Source organism: Treponema sp. (genome assembly GCF_052169735.1).
Lineage (GTDB): Bacteria > Spirochaetota > Spirochaetia > Treponematales > Treponemataceae > Treponema.
Genome location: NZ_JBQNBW010000002.1, coordinates 1 through 21,642, shown reverse-complemented (window position 1 = coordinate 21,642; position 21,642 = coordinate 1). Strand labels below are relative to the sequence as shown.

Sequence of the window (21,642 nt, the reverse complement as noted above, 5' to 3'; positions counted from 1 at the left end):
AACGGTAGGCTCACAAGCTCATAAAAAACTAAAAATAGCATCTAGAAAATTCACTCATATTTTGCAGATGCACATAATTAAGGAAGTATATTATGAAGATTCGAAACGTACTACGCGTACTACGAGGTATTCCCCTCCTGCTTACTATGGTGTTGGGATTAAGCATTGTTCTTAGTTGTAAAAATGGTCCTGGCTCCAATTCCTTCGCCGCCGCTGCTGCGCCGTTTTGTAACACCGTCCCGTACGATTCCCCGGGAGCACCGCCGGTATCAAACCAAATCTTCATCCGCTTTTGCCCACCGACAGCCTCACCCTGCTGAGCTACCGCCTTATCCGTTTTTGCACCTGCTGCACAGCCCGTTAAACAGACCCCAATTCCACACAACACTGCAGCCGCAGCCGCTTTCCAGTTTTTCATAAATTCTCCTTGCATTCACTACTTTATTTTTACTACTTTAAATAGTACTCACTTAGAATACTAGTATACGCGCCCTTTACAAAAGCGTATCGTCTCAAAATGATCGATTGAACTATACCGAGAGACCTCCGCAGTATACCTAATTTCCGTATAAAGGTAAATCTGCCAGCTGTAGGTAGGATGCAGATGGGCGTGCCGGTTTTGCGCTCTGTACTCATGCACTGCGCAAAACCGTCGGGCTTTCCGGGGTTCCGCTGCCGCTCCATTCCTACGGAACAGCGCTGCTGCCCCTCCAATCCCTCACGCGAGTCTTATACCATGCCATTGTTTTCTCTGGAATTTATATTTCGTTTGCTTTATTTGCTTAATGTACATGTGCTTGCAAAGTATACAGAATACAAAGCACGAATCAATCCGCAGTATAAGCAATTATACTACTCAAACGGCACCTATCACTATGCCGATAAATACCCTCGGTTATTCGGCACAAAAAGACTTAACCGGCTATACTCGTGTTATCGACTATATTGGAGTCAAGAAGGCGTGTGAGCAGCTTAATGTGAACTACGGAACATTATCAGGCTCAAGAAAGAAATAGCTGGCTTTAAAAGTGCGAATGAGAACATCGCATTTCAAGGTAATCTGTTCAGAAAGGTCTGTTTCCGAGCAGGTCTATTCAATTATCTTGAGGTCGCGGCAAACCTGTTTCAAATCTTTGAGGGCGCCCCCCTTCGTTGAGCTTCGATTCATATTGACTACATAATGCTGTATATGTGCATTAGGAAATACAGCCCTTACCGCATCGGGGATGTTTGTAAGTCCGTCCATGCAAGCAATGAGAGGATCCTTCATACCACGGTTCTTTATGTCTGTCAGTACACTCATCCAGAACGGTGCTCCTTCTGTGTCAGCTCGCCATACCCCCAGAATATCTTTCTCACCATCCCAGTTTATCGCAAGAACACCATACAAGACTTGGCTGACGCTTTTATCACCCTGCCTTAAATTTAACTGTAGCTCGTCAAAGAAAAGTATCGGGTAAGAATTCCCCAGCGGGCGACTTTGCCACTGTCTAACATCCTCCATGACGTATTGTATTACCCGGAAAATCAATTCCGGCGAAACATCTATCTCATAGACATTCTCTAAACGCCGTTGCATATCGAGAGAACTCATTCCGCCTGAGTACATCGAGATAATCTGATCACTAAATAATGGAGCGTGTTTTTGATGTTTGGGGATTATAAGAGGCCGGAATGTGCTATTGCGGTCGCGCGGTACCTGAATTACTACCCTGCTATTGTCATCCAGAATGAGGGATTTCTCTGTGTAGCCATTCCTACTATTGCCTGAGTTGTCTCCAGCATTGTCATTTTTTACGTAACCAAGGTGCTCATCTATCTCCGCTTGCAGCACCCTCTCATAAAACCGTTTCGTAATGTACCGGAGCAGTCCATTTTGACCGGTAAACTCATCTTTTATCATCCCGTGAAAGTCAATCTGACCGAGTATCGCCTCGATTGCATCCTTCGTATTCTTGTTTTTTCTGGCTGTCATAACTACTCCCAAGGTATCATATTTTCAGCTATTTGCACAGACAATTTTGCAAACTTAAAGCGAGAAGCTTTTTTCATACAGGATTTACTATATGGAGGGGCTTTACTAGCATAGATCTCCTATGTGATAGTCAGAGCCGATAAACCGCAGATAAGGAATAGACCTATTCGATAACTGCGTTTTCGAATAGGTCGACGAGTTCTAAATCGCGCAAATAGCACGATTTAGAACATCGCATTTCAAGGTAACCTGTTCAAAAACGGAAGTTTCCGAACAGGTTTAATACAGTACTAGATAAGACCATCTCTAAAAAACTGAGGTTTTTAGAAGTTCCCAGTAGCCTGTAAAGAAAAAACATTTGCGGTTTCGCATTTTATGCAGTACAATGGACAGTATGGTAAAAGCTGTTTTTGCAGGATCCTTTGATCCGCCGACCTTTGGACACCTCAATATTATTGAACGGGCTCAAAAACTGTTTTCTGAAATACACGTAGTGATTGCTGTAAATAAAAATAAAAATTACTGCTTCTCGGATGATGAGCGCTGTACGGTTATTAAAGAACTTGTCTCCGGCTGGAATAATGTATCAGTGCATTTATGGGATTCGCTTATCGTCGATTATGCAAAAAAGATCGGTGCTGATGTGCTGATCCGCGGTGTGAGGAACGACAATGACTTTCTCTATGAGTTTGATCTTGCTATGATGAATAAAAGCTTAAATCCTCAGATTGAAACGGTCTTCCTTGTACCTGACCCCAAGTTCTTTGTGCTGCGCTCCAGTTCAATCAAGGAGCTTGCTGCATTCGGCGGGGATGTTTCTACAATGGTACCTCCCATCGTTGCAGAAATGCTGAAAAAAAAGTTTTCCGGACAGTAAGGGGCTTCGTTATTCGTGCGGAGCGTTCCTGCTCATATACTGCGTCGGGGTTGTTGAGTGGCTGAAAGATCAACTACGGGGAACTTCTAAAAACTTCAGGTTTTTAGAAGTTTTCTTTAGATGTAACTTGCGGTCATTACACTGGTTGTTTTTGCAGTTTTGCAGTATAGTAGCAGCGTAAACGTGCATATAATATGGAAAACATTTAAAAATGTGAATTTTTTAGAGAAGTCATATACACGTTCTCACTTCGTTGCGAATGCGTGTAAAAAGTCAATGGAAGGTTGATACATTCTTCTTGAGTTTTTATAGGAGTTACTATGGACGCAGTAAAACGTTTTTTTAGGTACATTGCGGTTGATACTAAATCGAATGAAGATAATCCCGAATGTCCGAGTACAAAGGGACAACTGGAACTCGGTAAAATGCTGGTGGAAGAGCTGCAATCATTGGGTGTTGCAGACGCAGAGCAGGATGCGCATGGGTATGTGTACGGCACCATCCCGGCAACTACCGACAAAAAATTGCCGGTTGTCGGCTTTATTGCTCACATGGATACCGCCCCCGACCTTGACGGCAAGTGTACAAATCCGCAAATAGTTCACTATACCGGCGGCGATATTAAGCTCAATGATACCTATTCGCTTACGGTAAAGGAGTTTCCCTTCCTTAATTCACTCATAGGTGAGGACATTATCACAACGGACGGTACTACACTACTGGGCGCTGATGATAAATCCGGCATTACGATTATCATGGGGATGGTAGAATATCTCCGGGATCATCCTGAAATGCAGCACGGCACCATTAAAATCGGCTTTACCCCGGATGAAGAAATAGGCAGAGGGGCTGATCTTTTTGATGTAAAAAAATTCGGGGCAGATTTTGCTTATACCATTGACGGCGGACAGATCGGAGAGCTTGAGTACGAAAATTTCAATGCCGCAAGTGCAAAAATCGAAATTCAGGGAAAGAATGTACATCCGGGTACTGCAAAGAATGTGATGATCAATTCCCTACGGATTGCCCATGAGTTGGATTCTATGCTGCCGGTTGAACAAAAACCCGAATACACAGAAGGCTATGAAGGCTTTTTCTTGCTGACTCACCTCAATGGCGCAGTTGACCATACTTCGATGTCCTATATTATCCGCGACCATTCTACCGAAAAATTTGAACAGAAAAAAGCGCTGCTGCAAAGCGCTGTTGCGTTTTTGAACACCAAATACGGCAATACGGTAACGCTCACCTTAAAAGATAGCTACTATAATATGCGTAAACAGATTGAACCGCATATCGAAATCATTGACTTGGCAAAAAAATCCATGGAAGACATCGGTATTACCCCGATTATTCATCCCATCCGCGGCGGTACTGACGGAGCGCGTCTTTCCTTTATGGGACTGCCCTGTCCTAATATTTTTGCAGGCGGCTTTAACTTCCATGGACGTTTTGAGTGCATTCCTGTCAGTTCTATCCATAAAGGCACGGAATTATTGCTCCGAATCATCGAAAATATGGTGAAACAGGCATAAGAGCACTCTTCGATGCCTATATAGCGGTGCTTATTCACGTTTTTGCTCAAAAGGAAACTTAAATGGGAAATATAACAAACCGGAGACCAACACTTACCGGAAATTGGGAAGCTCCGAATAAGCAGCGTTTAGAGCAGCTTATTGCAGAAAAAGCCTTTGCAGATAATTATGCTGTGTTTGACTGGGATTTTACCTGCATCTTCTATGATGTACAGGATAGCATGTTCCTCTATCAGCTTGAGCATCTTTGTTTTAAGCTGACCCCGGAACAGTTCGCAGTTACCATCCGATATGAAATACCACAGGATGTGCCGTTAAACGGCTGCTTCAATACTGAAGGGCGGCAGCTTACCGCAGCAGAGCTATCCGCTGATTTAGATGAGCGTTATTGCTTTTTATACCATAATTGTGCTGCATTGCGGGGGACGCAGCCGCTTGAATCGATTGTGCAAACTGCGGAATACCTCGACTTTAAAACCAAGATGCTGGTGCTGATGCGGTATGCGGTAACCGTATGCAATACCGACCTTTCTCAGTCGGTCTGTACCGGCATGACCTTGCCTGAACTAAATGCCATTGCAGAAAAAACAATTGCGCAAGCCCTTACCGAAAAAATCAGCACGTATACACTTACCTCTCCGGCAGAGCTGCCGAGTAAAGCCGGAAGCGTTACCGCTACATACCGCAAAGGGATACGCATACAGCCGGAAATACAGCATTTGTTCCGCTGCCTTGAAACCAACGGCATCACGCCCTATATCTGTTCCGCTTCGCAGGAGGATGGGGTGCGGGTATTTGCGTGTCATCCTGAATACGGGTATTGCCTCAAACCGGAACAGGTTTTCGGCAGGCGACGGTTGCGGAATGCAGACGGTGTTTTTACCGATTCCCGTGACTATTCCATTCCGCAAACATGGCGGGAAGGAAAAGCAGAGGCAATACAGACATTAATTGCCCCACGGCATGGGGGAAAGGCTCCTATTTTAGTTGCCGGTGATAGCGACGGGGATTTTTGGATGATGGATGCATTTAAAAATGATGCAGTGATTCTTATCTTATTCCGCAACCAAACACCGCGGGAGAAGCTATATCCGTTTATACAGCAAGGACTTTCCGAACAAAATATACCCAAACCAGCCATTCTGGTGCAGCACCGGGATGAAACCTGCGGGCTGTTTATATCGCAGCTCCCCTCCGCAGACCCAAGAGGATAGGGATTTCCGCACTACTAATAAACCTGTTCGAAAACTTGCGTTATCGAACAGGTCTAATGCTCTTTTTCCAGTAAAAAGTCGATAATATTTTTATGAATAATACCGTCACGGCTAAAATCGAATCGATCCATTGAGAGAACGTATTTTGGAAAATTATCTGCTATCAGCTTATATACCCCAAACTCCCGCTCTCTCGTTTGTTCGTCAGGCAGCATATATGCGACTTGATAGTAGGAGATATACTGATCTTTCCTCGCAATAAAATCAATTTCCCTATCTTGAACCTTGCCGATCTCTATCTGATAACCGCGTGAGGAAAGTTCTATGTAAACAATGTTTTCCAACGTGCGCTCGATATCTTTTGTGTTGGAAAATCCCCGTGCCTGCCGGAATCCGTGATCGGTAACATAATATTTTTCGTCTACTTTAAGGAATTTTTTTCCTGATGTGTCATAGCGGGGAACTTTTTTGATAATAAATGCAGTACAGCAATAAGTTAAATAATTGAGAATCGTATCTACAGACAGAAGCCGTTGCTCATTTTTGAAATAATTTTTGATACTATTTGCCGAAAACGTGTGTCCGATATTTTCAAGAACAAAGGATAATACCCGATGGAAACTATCAACATCGCGTATATGATTATATTGCAGTACATCTTTCATCAATACCGTATTGTATACATCTGTGAGGTACTTAAAACACGGCGCTTCTTCCAAATTAAAATAGCGCAAAAAAGGCATCCCTCCCACTTTGATAAATGATTCGAAGAGTCTTTCCTTTGAAAGCTGCCTGCTCTGAAAGATTTCCATAAATTCCTTGAAAGTAAACGGGTATATTTCTACTGTTATATAACGGCCTGAAAGGAGCGTTGCAATGTCCCCGGAAAGTAATGTTGAGTTAGAACCGGTTATATAGATATCGCAGCTTACGTCTACACTTAATCCATTGATAACCCGTTCCCAGCCGTGAACCGTTTGTATTTCATCAAAGAAAAAATAGCATTTGCCGCGAACAGTATGCAGCAATGACCGTAGATAGGCAAGTAATGCAGCTGCTGTGGTAATATCGAACAGCTCGGCTGATTCAAAGTTAAGATATATTTTATTTTGATCCGGTATGTCCTTGAGTACTTCATCTTTAATGATTGACAAAAGAGTCGATTTACCAACTCTTCTCATGCCGGTTAAAACCTTGATAACGGGCTTATCCACAAAAGGTTCAATTTGTTGTATATACAAAGGTCTGAGAATATAGTCCATAAACATTCCTCTCGTTGAGCATCGCTACCAACCGTATTTCTCATTCACACGAAGGGCTTATTTTCATAGACCCGCCGCAGCTGTTGATTTCAAGGAATCATTTCGGTTATAATCGAAACAACAAACAAAAACAATCTATATATCGATTATAGCCGAAATGATAAAAAAGAACAATACATACTTCGATTATAGTCGAAATAGAACAAAAGAAAACAAATTATATCGAGTATAACGAATAAGAATCCGCTAAAATATCAAGCCTATCAGCTCATTTTATCAGGAAATACATTAAATTGCCCGCTTTGCTCCCCTCCGCGCCGCCGCGGTTATAGTACCCCCGACGCGGCATGGGAGGTAACCTTCGCACGAATAAAAGCGTTAAGATATTGAGAGTGCAAAGAAATCACCGAGGGATAAGCTAACCGGACGGTCATACGGCTGCGCTTACCGGTTATACTTCACCGGGGGCAAGCTGTGTGAGGATTTCAGTATGATCTTCAAAAATAGCGACGGTATGCTCCATGTGGCAGGAACATGACTTGTCTGCGGTAACTACCGTCCAGCCATCAGCACGGGTTTTAACATCGGCAGTTCCCAGATTGATCATCGGTTCAATCGCGATAACCATTCCCGGTACAAGCCGCGGATTGGGGGCACCCCGCTCCGGAACATTGGGGATATTAGGGTCTTCATGCACCTTCAGCCCAACCCCGTGTCCGCAATATTCATACACAACACCGTACTTATACTGCCGAGCCAAATCATATACAGCCCGGGAAATGGCATTAACCCGCTTACCAGCTTGACAAGCCGCAATACCTGCATACAGGCAGTCGGTAGTAACCTTTAAAAGCTGTGCCCGCTCCGGGCTTACCTTTCCAACCGGTACTGTTACACAGGAGTCGCTAATATAGCCATTCAGGTCTATACCGATGTCGAGCGACACAAGATCCCCTTCCCGTACAATCTTTTTTTTGCTGGGAACGCCGTGGATAACTTCTTCGTTGATAGAGATACAGGCTGCACCCGGAAAATTTTCCGCATACCATGCCGGAGTGCCGCCGATATCCTTGATATAAGCAACACAAAAGTCATCAAGCTCTTGAGCCGTTACGCCCGGCTGGACACGGGGAGTGAGCTCTTTAAAGAGTCTTGCCAATGCTTTACACGAAAGACGAATACCGTCTATCTGCTCTTTGGTTTTAATACGTATCATATACATTCCTTTTAAGAACAGCATATTTTTACAGAGACCGACACGAGTACCGACACATACCGATACTTTTGCCTCCCCCTTACACCGGATTTACCGCCATAACTGTTCTTGATAGTTGTTTTTCAGTTTTGCAATGCCCCGTATGCGGGGATTCATCCGTAATGAGGCTTCTACACAGCCCGCAGCAGTACTTAAGTCCCCCATACGGTAATAAATTTCTGCCATTTTTTTTAGAATTTCAGCCTGATCCGTTTTATTTAACCCAAAATCAAGGGAGGCTTCGCAGCATTCAAGCACAACATCATCCTCAAGCGTATAGAATATTTTTTCACGTAACAGTTTACGGACAAAGATCAACACTTCCGGAAAAAAGTGGCGGAAATAATCTTTTTTTAGCTCTTCCCGAATGATCTGTTCCAACAGTAAAAAGGCTTCATAATAATAATCACGGAAATAGAGTTCTTCTGCAAGCACAAAGCAGCCATCCATAAAATCTCCGCGGTTGAAATACTGGCGCAAAGAAAATCCCTGATGTAATGTGCGTAACTGCAAAAAAAGTTCAACAGCTTCTGTTTCTTCATGATGAAAAAGATCGAAAAAGATAAGTGTTGCCTTACTTTGCATATCAGGCTGTTCTTTCAGCCAATCCCGGTAATTAAAAGAGGGAACCTTCCGCTTTGTTTGTGTATAGAAAAAATCAAATTCAGCCCGTCTGCGGGCATTGAGCAATGTTTCGTAGGCACGGAGAAGTGTTCTCATTGCCTGTTCATTTGCTCGTGTCCCTCCATTACGATCCGCATTATGCGGTATATCAGGATGTAATTCTTTTGCTTTTTTACGGAATGCCCTTTTTATTTCTGCAGTGGTAGCAGTAGGCGGAATACCTAACAGCTTATAGTAGTCCGCTCCGTCCGTCCCCACGGCTGCATTGCTGCGCTGCCCTCCACCGGTCTGGTTAGCCAATATTTTCTCCAGCGCGGCTGGCATCCGCAACGTTTTTCAAAATATTAAAATAGTCAATAATAAATCCGCAGCTTTCCAAACCGTTCATCACGTTCCGTGCAAACTTTCCGGAAAACAATCCCTTGCCAAGCGTTAAAACACAGCCTTTGCAGCCGCTCTTGAGTCCATGCTCTTTAAGGATTGTCAGTATTTTGGGATCATAGGAGGAACTGAATACATTTTTGTCTGCACAAAACACGGCGATATATCCATACGTATACAGGCGGTCTGTATCTGCAAGTGAATAGCCGTCTAAGATACGGAGATCATCGCAGCGGCTGTGTGCAGCTTTTTTGATTGCATCAATATAGGTATGGGTTTGGGGATGTTTCTTTTTATCAAAATAGATCAATACAGCTGTCATAGCGATATAATAGAAAAAATAAATCTCTTATGCAAGCAGAAAACAGGGGTAACCGCTTACAATATTTTTGCAGCAGTTACCGAACAGGTTTAGTATATAAAAAGCAATTTATGTGAAAAGCGGCGTTAATCCTCTACCATAATTTGCAGAATCACTTTATCGGTTTCCCGCATTCCGTCTGCTGCGATTGAGCCGACCCCTGCAATGGTTTTTTCTACGGTATCTTTCACAATACCGTCTCCTGCTTGGAATGCTTGGTTTTTCATTGCAAGGTAATGTGCATTCACCGCAGCATCCACAACGGTAGCGATTTTTGCAGCACAAGAAGGTTTAGCGCCATCACAGACAATACCGGAAACTACCGCAAGCGTATTGACGATGGTTTTACACACTTGCTCGTAGGTTCCGCCGGCAAGATATGTAATACCAGCCCCGCTTCCGCATGCCGCGCTTACTGCGCCGCAATAGGCAGAAAGTCTGCCTATCCTTGTTTTCTGATGAATAGCGGTTAAGTTGCTCACCAGTAAACCGCGCAACAGCTTCTCATGCGAAAGTTTTTTCTCTTCTGCAAACACAATAACCGGAAGGGATGCAGTCAATCCTTGGTTTCCGCTGCCTGAGTTTGTTACAACGGGAAGCGTGCAGCCGCTCATACGGGCATCTGATCCTGCTGCTGCTGCTGCTTGTGCGCGAACCTTAAAGGTTACCGCCTGCTCTCCCTGAGCAGCCTCAAGGATATTTGCTCCGGCGTTGATACCATATTGATGTTCCATTCCCTCTTGAGAGATTCGGGTATTGTAGGCAATTTGGCGATCTAGCAACGGAGCAACCCGTTCAATCGCTACCGTATCGGCAAACTCAAGTATCTTTTTTACTGAAAGTATGGAACGGTCGGTAAGCGCTGCATTGGCACTTGCAGGGTCAAAAGGTACACTGATAACATCCTTTCCGTTTTTTATCGTGTGTACGATGTTAGTATGCTGGTGAATAATTTCTACAGAGGCACTATCGTTACCGGCAAAAACCTCGACAATAAAGTGCAGTGAAGCAACACTGTTCAACACAGAAACGGTACAGGGCACCCGTGCGAGAAAATCTTTCGTTTGCTGTATATCCTCTTCAGTTATATCCGCAAGAACTTCAAGCCCCTTCTCAGGATTTCCCCCGATAATACCGATTGCAGCAGCTGCGGGTATACCTTTCATATTTCCCGAATTGGGAACAATCACGCTTTTTACATTCTTAATAATATTCCCGCTGCTTTTAATACATACCTTTTCCGGTATCTTTCCTAATAATGCACGGGCATGTGCACCGGCATAGGCAATCGAAATCGGCTCGGTACAGCCGAGAGCGGGAACAAGTTCTTCTTCAAGAATTGCAATGAAGTTTCTACAGTCAAAATCAGTTAATTCCATAAAACACGCCTATTTAGCCGTTCCATCAGGCTTGTAAAATATACCGCGCAATATCAAAGCGAGTGCACCGTCTCCAGTTACATTACATGCGGTACCAAAACTATCCTGTAAGGCAAAAATAGCGATCAAAAGACCCGTTCCTACCTCATCAAAGCCTAATACGCTAATGACAATACCCAGTGATGCCATAACAGTACCGCCCGGTACTCCCGGTGCACCGACTGCAAAAACACCAAACAAGAATGAGAACAAAATCATAGTGCCGATTGAAGGGACTGACCCGTAAAGCATCTGAGAAATGGTCATAGCAAAGAAAGTTTCTGTTAAAACCGAACCGCACAAGTGTGTTGTTGCCCCAAGCGGGATAGCAAAATCCACAATATCATCCGGCAGCGCAGATGATTTATGTGCACACCGGAGGGCAACGGGCAATGTTGCCGCGCTCGACATAGTACCAACTGCTGTTGCATACGCAGGACCGTAATGCTTAACAACCTCCAGAGGGTTCTTCTTTGAAACAGCCCCGCCGATTGTGTACAACAGGGTCATCCAAATAAAGTGTCCTATCAATACGATAATAATAACCTTTAAGAATACCGGAAGCTGACGGGTAAGACTACCGCTGTAAGCCAGTTCAGCAAAGGTTGTGGCAATAAAGAAAGGTAAAAGCGGTACAACAACGCGATTGACGATTTCAAGCACCATCGCTTGAATCTCTTTTAAGACTTTTTCAACAGTAGCCGCTTTTGTCCACAGCACAGAAATACCGGCTAAAATTGCCAGTACCAGCGCTGTCATAACCGGCATAACCGGCTGGATATTTAATGAAAAAGCTGTTGACGGTATCGCCACCAATTCCGCTGCCTGCGACGGGATATGCAGGAATGGGATCAGAACGTATCCTGCAATAGATGAAAACAATGAAGCGCCTACTGCCGACAGATAAGATATCAGCAAGAATGTACCAAGCATCTTTCCTGCATTTGCCTTCAGATCACAGATTGCAGGAGCAATAAAGCCGAAGATAACTAGCGGAACAGCAAAAAAGATAATCGAACCAAGCAATTTTTTAATTGTTGCAATGATCCCCATCACAGGTGCCGGCACAAATAGCCCCAAGAGTACACCAGCAAGAATGCCTAAACCTAATTGCGGCAATAATCCTAATTTCATACCGCCTTGTTTTTCCATAATGTGAAGACCTCCTCTATAGCTGGTATGTTGCATATCAAAGGGAAGCGCCAAAAGCTTGCAAAAATTTTAGCGCTTGGAAAATAGACAAACACACCATTTGTAGTATTGTAAACCCGCTTTTTTTAGTTGTCAAATAGAAAATAATACGTTTTTGATCAGAGAAGAGAGAGTATCCCCTTGCCTAGACGGAACCGATTAGACTTTAAATTTTTCAACTTCTGCAGCAAGATTTTCAACTGTTTGGCGATTCTGTTGTGTCATATTATTGACTTCCTGAATAGTGTTATTGATCTGTACTGCTCCTGCAGCCATTTCATTCATGCTATCAGTAATACTTCGAGTAAAACTATCCAGATTGTGCATCTCTATCACGGCTCCTTCACTGCCCCGCAGCATCTCTTCCGCCCCAGCCTGCACCTCGTTGATTACACTGTTAATATTTTTTATCGCCGTTAGGATTTCGCTGCTGCCATGCTCTTGTTCGTGCATTGCATCGATCAACTGATTACTCATAGACCGTACCTGTCCGGCAAGATTAAAAATCAGGTTAAATTTTTCATCCACGATTTTTGATGATGCCAGCAAAGATTCTATCTCAGCAATGAGCGTTTTAAGTGTACCGGTAATTGTTTTTCCCTGCATTGCCGAATCCTCGGAAAGTTTACGAATCTCATCGGCGACTACGGCAAACCCCTTCCCTGCTTCACCGGCATGAGCAGCCTCAATAGCAGCATTCATCGCAAGCAAATTTGTTTGTGATGCAATATGTTCAATAACACTGGAGGCTTCCATCAAAGATCCGGATTCCTCTGCGATTTTTTTTGTTACTGCATTTGAATTGGTAAGTACGGATTTTCCCTCCCCTGTCGCTGAAACAAAGTTTTTAATAATCTGATCCGTTTTTCCGAGTGTTTGGCTTATCGCTGCAATATTAGCTGTCATCTGTTCTATGGATGAAGAGGATTGGCTCACACTTTCGGCCTGTATATCAATGCTGTTAGTAAGTTGCTTTATCGTACGGATAATTTGTTCAACAGTCGCTGCTGTTTCGGTAATACTTGCTGCTTGACTAATCATTTTTTCTTTTACAGATTCAGTTGCTGCAGTAATCTGCCGTACAGCGCTTGCAGTTTCCAGCATGTTGTCTGCAAGGTTATTTCCGGTTGCTTCCATTTCGGATGTACTCGCACTGATTGATTTAATGGTTCCAGCTATTTTTCCAATTGTTTCATTAAAATACCGAGCAATGTCTGTTAGCTCGTCTTTTCCTTTGACCGGCAAAGAAACGGTCAAATCCCCGCTGCCCTGTGCTATTTCTTTCAAAGCATCTGCTGTTTTTTGCAATGATCGAGAAATCTTCTGCGAAACGAAAAAGATAATACAAATTACCAACAGTACAAGAATAGTATCGATTATGATAATAAGCTTGATCGCCCCCATATACCCTTTACGATAATCAGTCGCAATTATTGTCCAGCCGGTAGAAGGTATTTTTGCATAGGCAGCATCCCTCATTGCTCCTTCATACTCGTATGAACCTGAGCCGGATGTAGCCGATTGTACCGCTTGGCGTTCAAAATTCCCGATTGTTTCAAACTTTTTTTCTGTTTGAGAGCGCATATATCTATTTTCGTATGAATAAATAAGAGCGACATTATGATTAGCAATCGTAACACCATCTTGATCAAGGATATACACCTCGCCGCTCTCCCCGATTTTTATATTGCGGATTGTTTCATATATCTTTAAGCCATCATAAACCGTAGCAATTATCCCGATAACAGCTTGATTTTTACCATAAATAGGAGCAGCAATGATGCATACGAGGGTACCGTATTGATAAGAGGAATATGGCGTACTAAAAAACATTTTACCTTGAATACTCTGTTTAAACCATTCAAAACTAGAAGCATTGACAGTTGTACCATCGGTACGATAGGCATTCCCCTTTGTATCAGCCAACAGCATATTCACACAGCCATCATTTTTTGCAAGCTCAACATCTCTCGCTAAAATGCTGATTTTTTCTGATAAGGGAAGATTTTCATTTGACATAACAGAACTACGAGCTAAGGTTTCCAATTGTGTCTTAAATTTTTCGATATAGGTTTGTTCAAAAATCACAGCTTGGTTTTCTGCAAGTGTTACGAGATGCCTTGCAGCCTGCCGCTCCATTGTAAGGCGGGAGCTGCCGATGGAAACAACATTGATAATAGTCATAGAAACGCCAAAAAGAAGCCCAAAATAAACAGACAAACGTGCTTTTAACGGAAATCTCTTCAACATATTTAATCCTTCCTCGTAAGCTGGTGAAAATCCATATAGTTCAGCCGCAGTACATATTCGTAAACCGGAAAGCCTTACCATCTATAATGTGCAGTGCAATGTGTGTTTTTTATAAATCTTTATTTATCTTAATATAGCCAAGAGGACCAAGCGAACTATAAAGCGTCTTAAAAGCAGCATCATACCCATAGCTTACTGCATAAAAATTAACATACCAAAAATCATCACGAGATGATGTAAATGATTTTTGAACATCCACATCATCAGCGGTAATATTCCGTTTATCAAAACTGCGTTTACTGCTATCAAGGATTTCAAGTCCACGATGCGGTATGCCCAAAGAGGCACCACCGCCTTGGTAGGGAACGCCCAAAGATGCACCGGTAATAAGTTGTGCCGTATCTATACTATCATAATCCTGCAATCGGAATCGTACTTCAATATCGCTGCCTACCGTACCGATAAGCGGCCGCCGTGCAAGCGTTGATGTCGTTAACCGGCAATATTTCTTTGTATCCTGCAGATACTGAGCAGCACCGGCAGGATTACTGTCATTATAGCGGTCAATACCGGCTTTATCGCTTTGACAATCCGCTTCCCGCTCATAGATACGATAATAAATTTCCGTTCCTTGAAAGTAACCTGCTGAGTATGCCGTATTCAGTGTATCTGCTGTCTTAAAATGACAATACCGTTGACTCGGATCTGTCTGATAACTGGTATCATGCAATCTGCGAGGCTTTTCCAAAAAGACCACGGTCTCAATACCGCATGAAAGCACAAGCATACTTGCTGTGCATAACACTATCACTAAACCCCGCAAACAGTGCTGCAAACGCATATCAGCCGGAACATCCTTACTGAATAGAAAGAGCTATCAATCTTGACTTTCCGAGTAATGTCCAATCATTATCGGGATACAATTCAGCGAGCTTTGTATACGCCTCAATCGCTTTGTCGGTATGAGACAAACTCTCTTCAATTCGTCCTATATTGAATAGTGCACGCGGTTTAAGCGGGAAATCCTCTGATGCTGCTGATAAGGTATACAGTCCCAATGCTTTTTCAAATTGCTGCAGCTCATCCGCACAGGCAGCCGCATTAAAATATGCGATCCCTGCAGTGTAATTCTTAGGCAAAACAGCCCCTGCTTTTTCGTAAAAAGAAAGCGCTTTTTCCCAATCTTTGCGAAGCGCATAGATTTCACCTAATGTTGTATACGCCCGGAATGCTGCATACGTTGCACCGCCGGCAGCTGCTTGTTTTTCAAGCTTTTCCACCAGTGCATCTTCTTTTGCTGACATATCTTCTGCATTCTTTGCCCGCAAATCTGTCCATTCCGTGATCAGAGCTTCCGTTTCCATAGAAGCATTTTTTGCCTTATGCGCTGTAATAGACGAGACGATTAAGCCACCTGCCGTCAACACACATACAGTTACAAGTACGATAACGATAGGCTTCCGATGGTTGGTTAACAATTGTACACAGCGATCGGAAAACGAAGATACTTGTTCGTTTTGTTCTGCCATATAGTTCTCCCGTTACGATTACGTTCTTATTTTCAATTCTTTCATCAACCGTGAAAGATACGTCCTTTGAATATTGAGAGCTGCCGCAGCAGCTGTTTGATTCCCGCCGCTTTTTTTAAGTGCAGCGAGAATATACATCCGTTTAAACTTCTCCGTTGCAGTTTTCATGTCCCGGATGGTATCGGTGCAAAAGGGATTATCAGACCGGGAAAACAAATCCTGCTTCCCAACCAGCGGCGGAGCACCTTGTATGCAGCCGAACTCGACAGTATTTTTAAGCTCCTGCACATTTCCCTTCCATTCAGCATTCTGCAGCATATTCTGCGCATCCTGTGTAAAACCGGTAAAAGGCTTCCCAAGTATGACTGCCGATTGCCGCAAAAAAAGTTGAGCGAGCGGTAAAATATCTTCTTTGCGCTGCCGAAGGGGAGGTATATACAGCGGCAATACATTCAGCTGCCCATAAAGTTCCGACAAAAAAGTTCCATTCCGTACTGCTTGCTCAATATCAAACCTTGTGGAAGCGATGAGTCTGACAGATTTCCCTACAGCTTCACGCTGCGGCAGTTCATGCAGCAACCTGTTCTGGAACGTGAGCGGAAGTGCGGTAACTTCATCAAAAAAAAGCGTTCCGCCTTCCGCTTTCTTTACTGCGCCGCCTATATCTTCAGTTCTTGCCGAATCCGGCTGCCCAAAGAGATTGCAGTCAAGCACATCATCTGTCAACTCAGCGCAATTCACACGAATAAAGGGATGAGCTGCACGGCTGCTATGAATATGCAGCTGCTCTGCAACAGAGGTCTTACCCACACCATCTTCACCAATAAGCAATACCGGTACAACAGATGATGCAAGGTGCTTACAGATTTCAAGCTTTTCTCTCATCACAGCGCTTGCTGCAACAAACGCCGCCTGATCGGAAAAGTGTAGTAAGCCGCCCTGTAAATACTTACATGAGTCCATATAAGTAGAGTAGGCTTGTGAAGCACGGTACACCGGTGCAGCAAAGCTGCCTACTAAACCCAATAAAGAAATATCCGCTTCCGAAAAAGTACCGCCGCCGTTTTTTCCCACAGCTTCAAGTACACCGATACAGACACCCTTACAGCAAAGCGGAACAGCGATAAAGCTTACCGCCGCCTGCTTACCCGGCAATCCTGTTGACATAAACGCCGTTTCAGTATCGGGAGCATGTATCCGCAAGGGCTGTTGTTGCTGCACTACCCATGCAGCCGCAGCCGGTAACTCAGATTGCATATCGCACCGAGAAAACGCATTATCATAGAAATACGCGGCTATATGGGTACGGACAGGTGTTTTATCCGCTAAAAAAAGACAAGCAGCAGTACTGTCTGCTGCTTGCATACCTGCACGGAGAATACGTTCAAGCAGCTCATCACCGAAAGCAGACGCACCTTCGGTGAATAAAGCTGTTTGCATGAGAGCCGCCAGCTGTTCGGGTAAAATATCTCCTGAAACATACATACACAGCTCTCATAAATGACTTATTCCGATGCTTTATTCTTCATTAAGTCGCCTAAGGTGTATGCGCCCTCAGAATCTTCCTGTTTTGTAGACATGTAACGGGAGAGTTCTTCCTGCTGAAGCCGCTTCTTATAGTCTTTGATAGAGAATGCCGTTTTCTTATCTTTTACATTTACGTCAAGTACTACTGCTTTCACCTTATCCCCGACAGCAAATTTCTTTAGCACTTCATCGGGATTATCTTCACGGTTTTCAACCATGTTTTGTTTATGGATCAGTCCTTCAATACCGCCGGGCACCTTTACAAAGATACCGAAGTCAGTGATGGACGTAACCTCTCCTTCTACAACTGAACCCGAACGATACGCATCCGCAAAGGTTTTCCACGGATCATCGCTCAGCTGCTTAACACCAAGCCGGATGCGGTGTTCTGCAGGATTGCATTCAATAACAATCACTTCCAGCTCTTGACCTACTTCCAGCTCACTATTCGGATGCCGCACGCGTTTTGTCCATGAAAGATCATCAACATGCAAGAAGCCGTCAATACCTTCTTCCAGTTCAATAAAAGCTCCGGCATTTGTCAACTTAACTACTTTACGGGTTAAACGGGTACCCACCGGATAGCGTTCATCGATATTATCCCAGGGATTAGCCGTAACCTGCTTCAAACCTAAAGAAACACGTCCTGCTTGAATATCATACCCAAGGATCATGCACTCTACTTCATCACCGATTTTAACCATATCGCTCGGCTTGCTGACCTTTTTTACCCAGCTAAACTCACTGATATGCACTAAACCTTCGATACCTTCTGATAATTCAACAAAGGCACCAAAGTCGGTAATCTTTGTAACATGACCTTTTACAATATCGTTTACCTGAAATTTATCTTCAAATTCAAGCCACGGATCAGGAGTAAAGTGTTTCAGCGAAAGATTAATCCGCTTTTCTGCCGGATCAAGCCTGATAACTTTCAGCTCAATTTCCTGCCCCTTCTTTACAAAGTCTTTCGGACGGGTTACATGACCCCAACTCATATCATTGATATGCAGCAATCCGTCAAAGCCTCCGAGGTCGATAAAAGCTCCAAAGCTGGTAAAACTCTTAACAGAGCCTTTTACTACATCACCGATATTAGTGTCCTCAAAGAATGCTTCGCGGTTCTTTTCCAGCGTATCTTCAAGATATTTTCTTCTATTAATAACAATATTATCTCTATTACCCTTCCGGTCAAAAACCATCTTCTCTATATAGAAAGAGCTCTTTACCCCTAACAAAGATTCGGGCTTATCGACCTTCTGTGCTGCTGCCTGACTAATCGGCAAAAACGCGATCATGTTTGCACCAAGATTAACATCATAGCCGCTCTTGTTTACCATTTTTGAAATAGTTCCGGTAACAGGAGTTTTATTCCGGTACGCTTCCTGCAGCTCCTTCCGCAAAATACTGCGGTCGGCTTTTTGCTTGGAGATACTGAGCTTACCATCCGTTGCTTCGGTCTTTTCAATATACACCTGTACGGCATCACCGATATGCGGCTCTTCTGCAAACTCTTCACGCGGGACGCGCCCTTCGGATTTACCGCCTACGTCAATAAACACCGAATCATCGGTTATTTCGATAACCCGACCTTCTTTTAATGTTCCGACTTCAGGAGATTCGAAATTCAAATACTCCTCTAATTGTGTTTGGATGCTCTGATCGGAATTTATAACTGCATCCATTGCCACTTCCTTCTGTTCCATAAACAACCCTTTATCGTGTATTTTGTCTTTTATTTTCTCACAAACCTGCATTATCGTCAAGTCCGAAGTATCTAAATAGAAGGCATCTTGTGCAATTTTTAAGCTGCCTTCCTTTTTATTCCGGTCAATCGCATCCCGCTCTTCTATTGTTTTCCGTATTTCTGCCTGCGAAAGAGCGCTTGTACCCTGTTCAAACCGGCGCTTTGCCCGGGATTCCGCAGAAGCATCAAGGTATATCTTGCATTCTGCATGAGGAAACACAACAGTCGTCATATCCCGTCCTTCGCAGACGATATTCAGCTGAGCCGCAGCAGCGCGGATTTTGTCGTTAATAAGGTGCCGGATCGGTACAATAGCAGACAACGCTGCCACAATTGATTCCACGGCATCGCTGCGCAGGAACGGTTCAACACAAGCATTCCCGATATACATACCATCCTGCCGATATTCAAGCGGTACGGTACGCGCAAATGCAACCCACTTTGCTTCATCTGCGAGATCCGGCACCGCTGCTCCGGCACCGCTTTCATCGCCGCCTAATGAGCGGAGGACTGCGAGTGCCATTGCCCGGTAAAAGCTGCCGGTATTCATAAAGGTGAAACCAAAATCTACCGCAATCATCTTTGCAATGGTGCTTTTTCCTGAACCGGCAGGACCGTCAATAGCTATGATCATTTTGCACCGCCTTTTAAGGCAGCAGGCACATCTTTTAATACGAGCTTTGTCTCAGTTCTGGTGGAAAGCTGCTTCAGCCGTACTGATACACCGGAGCAGTCATCCGGTAGTGCGGCACCCACATTCGATTCCGTAGACACAGAGCTTCCGCTCTGCTGTCCGCCCTCACTCGCTCTTTCAGGCAGCGGCTCAATAAAAAGCCCCCAGTCAATCCCCTTCTTTTCCGCATAGGTATACTGCTGCTGTATTTTTTTGGGTTCCGGGAACACTTCTACACAGCAGCCGTTCCGTTCAAGATACTCCGCCGCAGCACTGTTCACGCGAATAGAGTTACCTTTTTCGTAAAACACAATGGCTTCGATAAAACCTGCATCCTTGGAGAGAATACCGAGCTGTTCGAGACCGGCAAGCAGGCGGTCTAAGCCGATCGAGGCACCAACCCCGCTGACGGTATCCTTCATATACAAACCCGTTAAGTTATCATACCGTCCGCCCGAACACACTGAGCCGAGCTGCGGGAGGTCGGTTAAAAAGGTTTCGTATACAATGCCGGTATAGTAGTCCAGCCCCCGTGTGATGGACGGATCAAGCACAAAGTTACTAGCAATGCCTGCATCGCATAAGAACTGATGCACCTCGCGTAAACGGTCAGTGTCAGCGGCACAGCCTCCGGCAAGAGATTCAATATGAGAAAGCACCTGTTCAAAATCGCTGCTGAGCGGGGCAGCGCTGTATGCAGCAATTTGTTCTGCCTTTTCGGTTCCGCTTATTTCAGTAAGCTGCTGTATTACCTCCTCTTTGCCGATCTTTGCTAATTTGTCAACAATACGGAGGATGTCTTCGCTTTTATCCTTGAGTTCCAAGCGGGCTAAAAAGCGGTTAAAGATACCGCGATGGGAAATATGTATCTTAAAATGCTCTACTCCCAGTGCTTTCAGGGAGGTATACATTACTTTGAGTATTTCAAAATCGGTATAGGCACAGTCGGAACCGATGCTGTCAAAATCGCATTGGATAAATTCTCGGTACCGTCCAGCCTGCGGTTTTTCGCCCCGCCACACTTTGGCAATGTGATAGCGCTTAAATGGAAAATAGAGGTCACTATAGTGTTCTGCAACAAAGCGGGCAAAGGGAACGGTAAGATCAAAACGAAGCGCAACGTCACGCCCTCCGTTGTCGCTAAAGCGGAACACCTGCTTCTCCGTTTCGCCGTTGCTTTTACGCAAAAGAACTTCCGAATATTCCAAGGCAGGAGTATCGATGGGAACAAAACCGGCGTTACGAAAAACTCCGGTTACTTTTTCAATTAACAAGGCTCGCCGTATTTCATCGCGAGGCAAAAAATCACGGAAGCCTTTGAGTATTTTAGGCTGTATCAATGCACTCATTCTTTCAGTATAGCTGATTTTCGTATCAATTACTAGCTAATGTCAAACGATCACAAGACTTCCGCATTATACATAAAAACACATGAAATCTATGTTCTAAACCATAGAAATACCTTTACACTTGAAGGTATAAAGCCTTTTTTACGATTAAAAGCTTGGGGTGTTACGTATAGCAGCGGTTTCAGTGAATTTTATCTACAAAAGCTTATAATGCGGAACCCCTGCCAGGGATTCCGCATTATAATTACCTTCAAACGCTGTACGCGGTACTATCTCTTCATAATTATGTTCCGCCCCGCTTTGTGTTTTTCTCCTGTACTCCACACATTGCATTTTATATCCCGATGTCCTATACTTTCTACAGCTATGGAAGACGAATTACAGATAACCCTCACCAATGATTATGCATTTCTTTCCATTGTACATCCGTGTACGATGGAAAGAGCGAGTTTCAGCACAGCTGAAACATCGTTT

The 21,642-nt window shown here is 44.0% G+C and carries 19 protein-coding genes; 4 read left to right on the top strand and 15 right to left on the bottom strand.

Going from position 1 to position 21,642, the window contains the following annotated elements; all coding sequences use genetic code 11:
• Positions 1 to 28: 28 nt before the first annotated feature.
• A complete protein-coding gene (locus tag ACTTJ8_RS00655; protein WP_442719510.1) occupies positions 29 to 418 on the bottom strand; it encodes a hypothetical protein in 390 nt (129 codons plus the stop codon).
• Between the two features lie 367 nt (positions 419 to 785).
• Between ACTTJ8_RS00655 and ACTTJ8_RS00650 the strand changes: the two genes are divergently transcribed.
• Positions 786 to 1,016, top strand: coding sequence for a hypothetical protein (locus ACTTJ8_RS00650; protein ID WP_442720043.1), 231 nt, complete (start codon positions 786 to 788; stop codon positions 1,014 to 1,016).
• Between the two features lie 74 nt (positions 1,017 to 1,090).
• Here the strand turns inward: ACTTJ8_RS00650 and ACTTJ8_RS00645 are convergent, their stop codons facing one another.
• The gene (locus ACTTJ8_RS00645; protein ID WP_442715886.1) at positions 1,091 to 1,975 is read right to left on the bottom strand and encodes an IS256 family transposase; all 885 of its coding nucleotides are present in this window, start codon (positions 1,973 to 1,975) and stop codon (positions 1,091 to 1,093) included.
• Positions 1,976 to 2,369: 394 nt separating this feature from the next.
• Here ACTTJ8_RS00645 and coaD point away from each other — a divergent pair, with 394 nt between their 5' ends.
• From coaD to ACTTJ8_RS00630, 3 genes are all read left to right on the top strand, one after another.
• A complete protein-coding gene (coaD, locus tag ACTTJ8_RS00640) occupies positions 2,370 to 2,852 on the top strand; it encodes a pantetheine-phosphate adenylyltransferase (RefSeq protein WP_442720042.1) in 483 nt (160 codons plus the stop codon).
• 320 nt (positions 2,853 to 3,172) lie between these two features.
• On the top strand, positions 3,173 to 4,387 hold the full coding sequence (pepT, locus tag ACTTJ8_RS00635) for a peptidase T (RefSeq protein ID WP_442720041.1): 1,215 nt from the start codon (positions 3,173 to 3,175) through the stop codon (positions 4,385 to 4,387).
• Between the two features lie 62 nt (positions 4,388 to 4,449).
• Positions 4,450 to 5,601: an HAD family hydrolase gene (locus ACTTJ8_RS00630; protein WP_442720040.1), complete on the top strand. Its 1,152-nt coding sequence runs from the start codon at positions 4,450 to 4,452 to the stop codon at positions 5,599 to 5,601.
• A 53-nt stretch (positions 5,602 to 5,654) separates the two neighbouring features.
• Here ACTTJ8_RS00630 and ACTTJ8_RS00625 read toward each other — a convergent pair whose 3' ends face one another.
• The 13 genes from ACTTJ8_RS00625 to ACTTJ8_RS00565 all read right to left on the bottom strand — a co-directional run bounded on the left by ACTTJ8_RS00625 (position 5,655) and on the right by ACTTJ8_RS00565 (position 21,492).
• The gene (locus ACTTJ8_RS00625; RefSeq protein ID WP_442720039.1) at positions 5,655 to 6,863 is read right to left on the bottom strand and encodes an ATP-binding protein; all 1,209 of its coding nucleotides are present in this window, start codon (positions 6,861 to 6,863) and stop codon (positions 5,655 to 5,657) included.
• 451 nt (positions 6,864 to 7,314) lie between these two features.
• Positions 7,315 to 8,079: a type I methionyl aminopeptidase gene (gene map, locus ACTTJ8_RS00620; RefSeq protein WP_442715890.1), complete on the bottom strand. Its 765-nt coding sequence runs from the start codon at positions 8,077 to 8,079 to the stop codon at positions 7,315 to 7,317.
• A 90-nt stretch (positions 8,080 to 8,169) separates the two neighbouring features.
• Positions 8,170 to 9,042 carry a J domain-containing protein gene (locus ACTTJ8_RS00615; RefSeq protein ID WP_442720038.1) on the bottom strand — a complete coding sequence of 291 codons (873 nt, stop codon included), beginning with the start codon at positions 9,040 to 9,042 and terminating at the stop codon, positions 8,170 to 8,172.
• On the bottom strand, positions 9,035 to 9,445 hold the full coding sequence (locus tag ACTTJ8_RS00610) for a hypothetical protein (protein WP_442715892.1): 411 nt from the start codon (positions 9,443 to 9,445) through the stop codon (positions 9,035 to 9,037). Before ACTTJ8_RS00610 ends, ACTTJ8_RS00615 begins: the two co-directional genes overlap by 8 nt.
• Before the next feature lie 125 nt (positions 9,446 to 9,570).
• A complete protein-coding gene (locus tag ACTTJ8_RS00605) occupies positions 9,571 to 10,863 on the bottom strand; it encodes an L-cysteine desulfidase family protein (protein ID WP_442719295.1) in 1,293 nt (430 codons plus the stop codon).
• A 9-nt stretch (positions 10,864 to 10,872) separates the two neighbouring features.
• Positions 10,873 to 12,054: a dicarboxylate/amino acid:cation symporter gene (locus tag ACTTJ8_RS00600; RefSeq protein WP_442720037.1), complete on the bottom strand. Its 1,182-nt coding sequence runs from the start codon at positions 12,052 to 12,054 to the stop codon at positions 10,873 to 10,875.
• A gap of 198 nt (positions 12,055 to 12,252) precedes the next feature.
• Entirely contained in the window at positions 12,253 to 14,343 is a 2,091-nt protein-coding gene (locus tag ACTTJ8_RS00595; protein WP_442720036.1) for a methyl-accepting chemotaxis protein, read from the bottom strand.
• Positions 14,344 to 14,452: 109 nt separating this feature from the next.
• The gene (locus ACTTJ8_RS00590) at positions 14,453 to 15,130 is read right to left on the bottom strand and encodes a hypothetical protein (RefSeq protein WP_442719292.1); all 678 of its coding nucleotides are present in this window, start codon (positions 15,128 to 15,130) and stop codon (positions 14,453 to 14,455) included.
• 70 nt (positions 15,131 to 15,200) lie between these two features.
• Complete coding sequence (locus tag ACTTJ8_RS00585; RefSeq protein WP_442715897.1) at positions 15,201 to 15,872, bottom strand: tetratricopeptide repeat protein; 672 nt, start codon at positions 15,870 to 15,872, stop codon at positions 15,201 to 15,203.
• A gap of 18 nt (positions 15,873 to 15,890) precedes the next feature.
• Complete coding sequence (locus tag ACTTJ8_RS00580) at positions 15,891 to 17,357, bottom strand: sigma-54-dependent Fis family transcriptional regulator (RefSeq protein ID WP_442720035.1); 1,467 nt, start codon at positions 17,355 to 17,357, stop codon at positions 15,891 to 15,893.
• A gap of 20 nt (positions 17,358 to 17,377) precedes the next feature.
• The gene (rpsA, locus tag ACTTJ8_RS00575; RefSeq protein WP_442720034.1) at positions 17,378 to 19,780 is read right to left on the bottom strand and encodes a 30S ribosomal protein S1; all 2,403 of its coding nucleotides are present in this window, start codon (positions 19,778 to 19,780) and stop codon (positions 17,378 to 17,380) included.
• The gene (hisS, locus tag ACTTJ8_RS00570; RefSeq protein ID WP_442720033.1) at positions 19,777 to 21,168 is read right to left on the bottom strand and encodes a histidine--tRNA ligase; all 1,392 of its coding nucleotides are present in this window, start codon (positions 21,166 to 21,168) and stop codon (positions 19,777 to 19,779) included. Before hisS ends, rpsA begins: the two co-directional genes overlap by 4 nt.
• A 195-nt stretch (positions 21,169 to 21,363) precedes the next feature.
• Positions 21,364 to 21,492 (bottom strand): hypothetical protein, encoded by a 129-nt coding sequence (locus ACTTJ8_RS00565; protein WP_442720032.1) that lies wholly within the window; start codon positions 21,490 to 21,492, stop codon positions 21,364 to 21,366.
• Between the last annotated feature and the right edge of the window lie 150 nt (positions 21,493 to 21,642).

Coding starts and splice junctions, on each gene's coding strand:
- ACTTJ8_RS00655 (WP_442719510.1), bottom strand. CDS start 418: ATGAAAAACTGGAAAGCGGCTGCGGCTGCAGTGTTGTGTGGAATTGGG.
- ACTTJ8_RS00650 (WP_442720043.1), top strand. CDS start 786: ATGTACATGTGCTTGCAAAGTATACAGAATACAAAGCACGAATCAATC.
- ACTTJ8_RS00645 (WP_442715886.1), bottom strand. CDS start 1,975: ATGACAGCCAGAAAAAACAAGAATACGAAGGATGCAATCGAGGCGATA.
- coaD (WP_442720042.1), top strand. CDS start 2,370: ATGGTAAAAGCTGTTTTTGCAGGATCCTTTGATCCGCCGACCTTTGGA.
- pepT (WP_442720041.1), top strand. CDS start 3,173: ATGGACGCAGTAAAACGTTTTTTTAGGTACATTGCGGTTGATACTAAA.
- ACTTJ8_RS00630 (WP_442720040.1), top strand. CDS start 4,450: ATGGGAAATATAACAAACCGGAGACCAACACTTACCGGAAATTGGGAA.
- ACTTJ8_RS00625 (WP_442720039.1), bottom strand. CDS start 6,863: ATGGACTATATTCTCAGACCTTTGTATATACAACAAATTGAACCTTTT.
- map (WP_442715890.1), bottom strand. CDS start 8,079: ATGATACGTATTAAAACCAAAGAGCAGATAGACGGTATTCGTCTTTCG.
- ACTTJ8_RS00610 (WP_442715892.1), bottom strand. CDS start 9,445: ATGACAGCTGTATTGATCTATTTTGATAAAAAGAAACATCCCCAAACC.
- ACTTJ8_RS00605 (WP_442719295.1), bottom strand. CDS start 10,863: ATGGAATTAACTGATTTTGACTGTAGAAACTTCATTGCAATTCTTGAA.
- ACTTJ8_RS00600 (WP_442720037.1), bottom strand. CDS start 12,054: ATGGAAAAACAAGGCGGTATGAAATTAGGATTATTGCCGCAATTAGGT.
- ACTTJ8_RS00595 (WP_442720036.1), bottom strand. CDS start 14,343: ATGTTGAAGAGATTTCCGTTAAAAGCACGTTTGTCTGTTTATTTTGGG.
- ACTTJ8_RS00590 (WP_442719292.1), bottom strand. CDS start 15,130: ATGCTTGTGCTTTCATGCGGTATTGAGACCGTGGTCTTTTTGGAAAAG.
- ACTTJ8_RS00585 (WP_442715897.1), bottom strand. CDS start 15,872: ATGGCAGAACAAAACGAACAAGTATCTTCGTTTTCCGATCGCTGTGTA.
- ACTTJ8_RS00580 (WP_442720035.1), bottom strand. CDS start 17,357: ATGTATGTTTCAGGAGATATTTTACCCGAACAGCTGGCGGCTCTCATG.
- rpsA (WP_442720034.1), bottom strand. CDS start 19,780: ATGATCATAGCTATTGACGGTCCTGCCGGTTCAGGAAAAAGCACCATT.
- hisS (WP_442720033.1), bottom strand. CDS start 21,168: ATGAGTGCATTGATACAGCCTAAAATACTCAAAGGCTTCCGTGATTTT.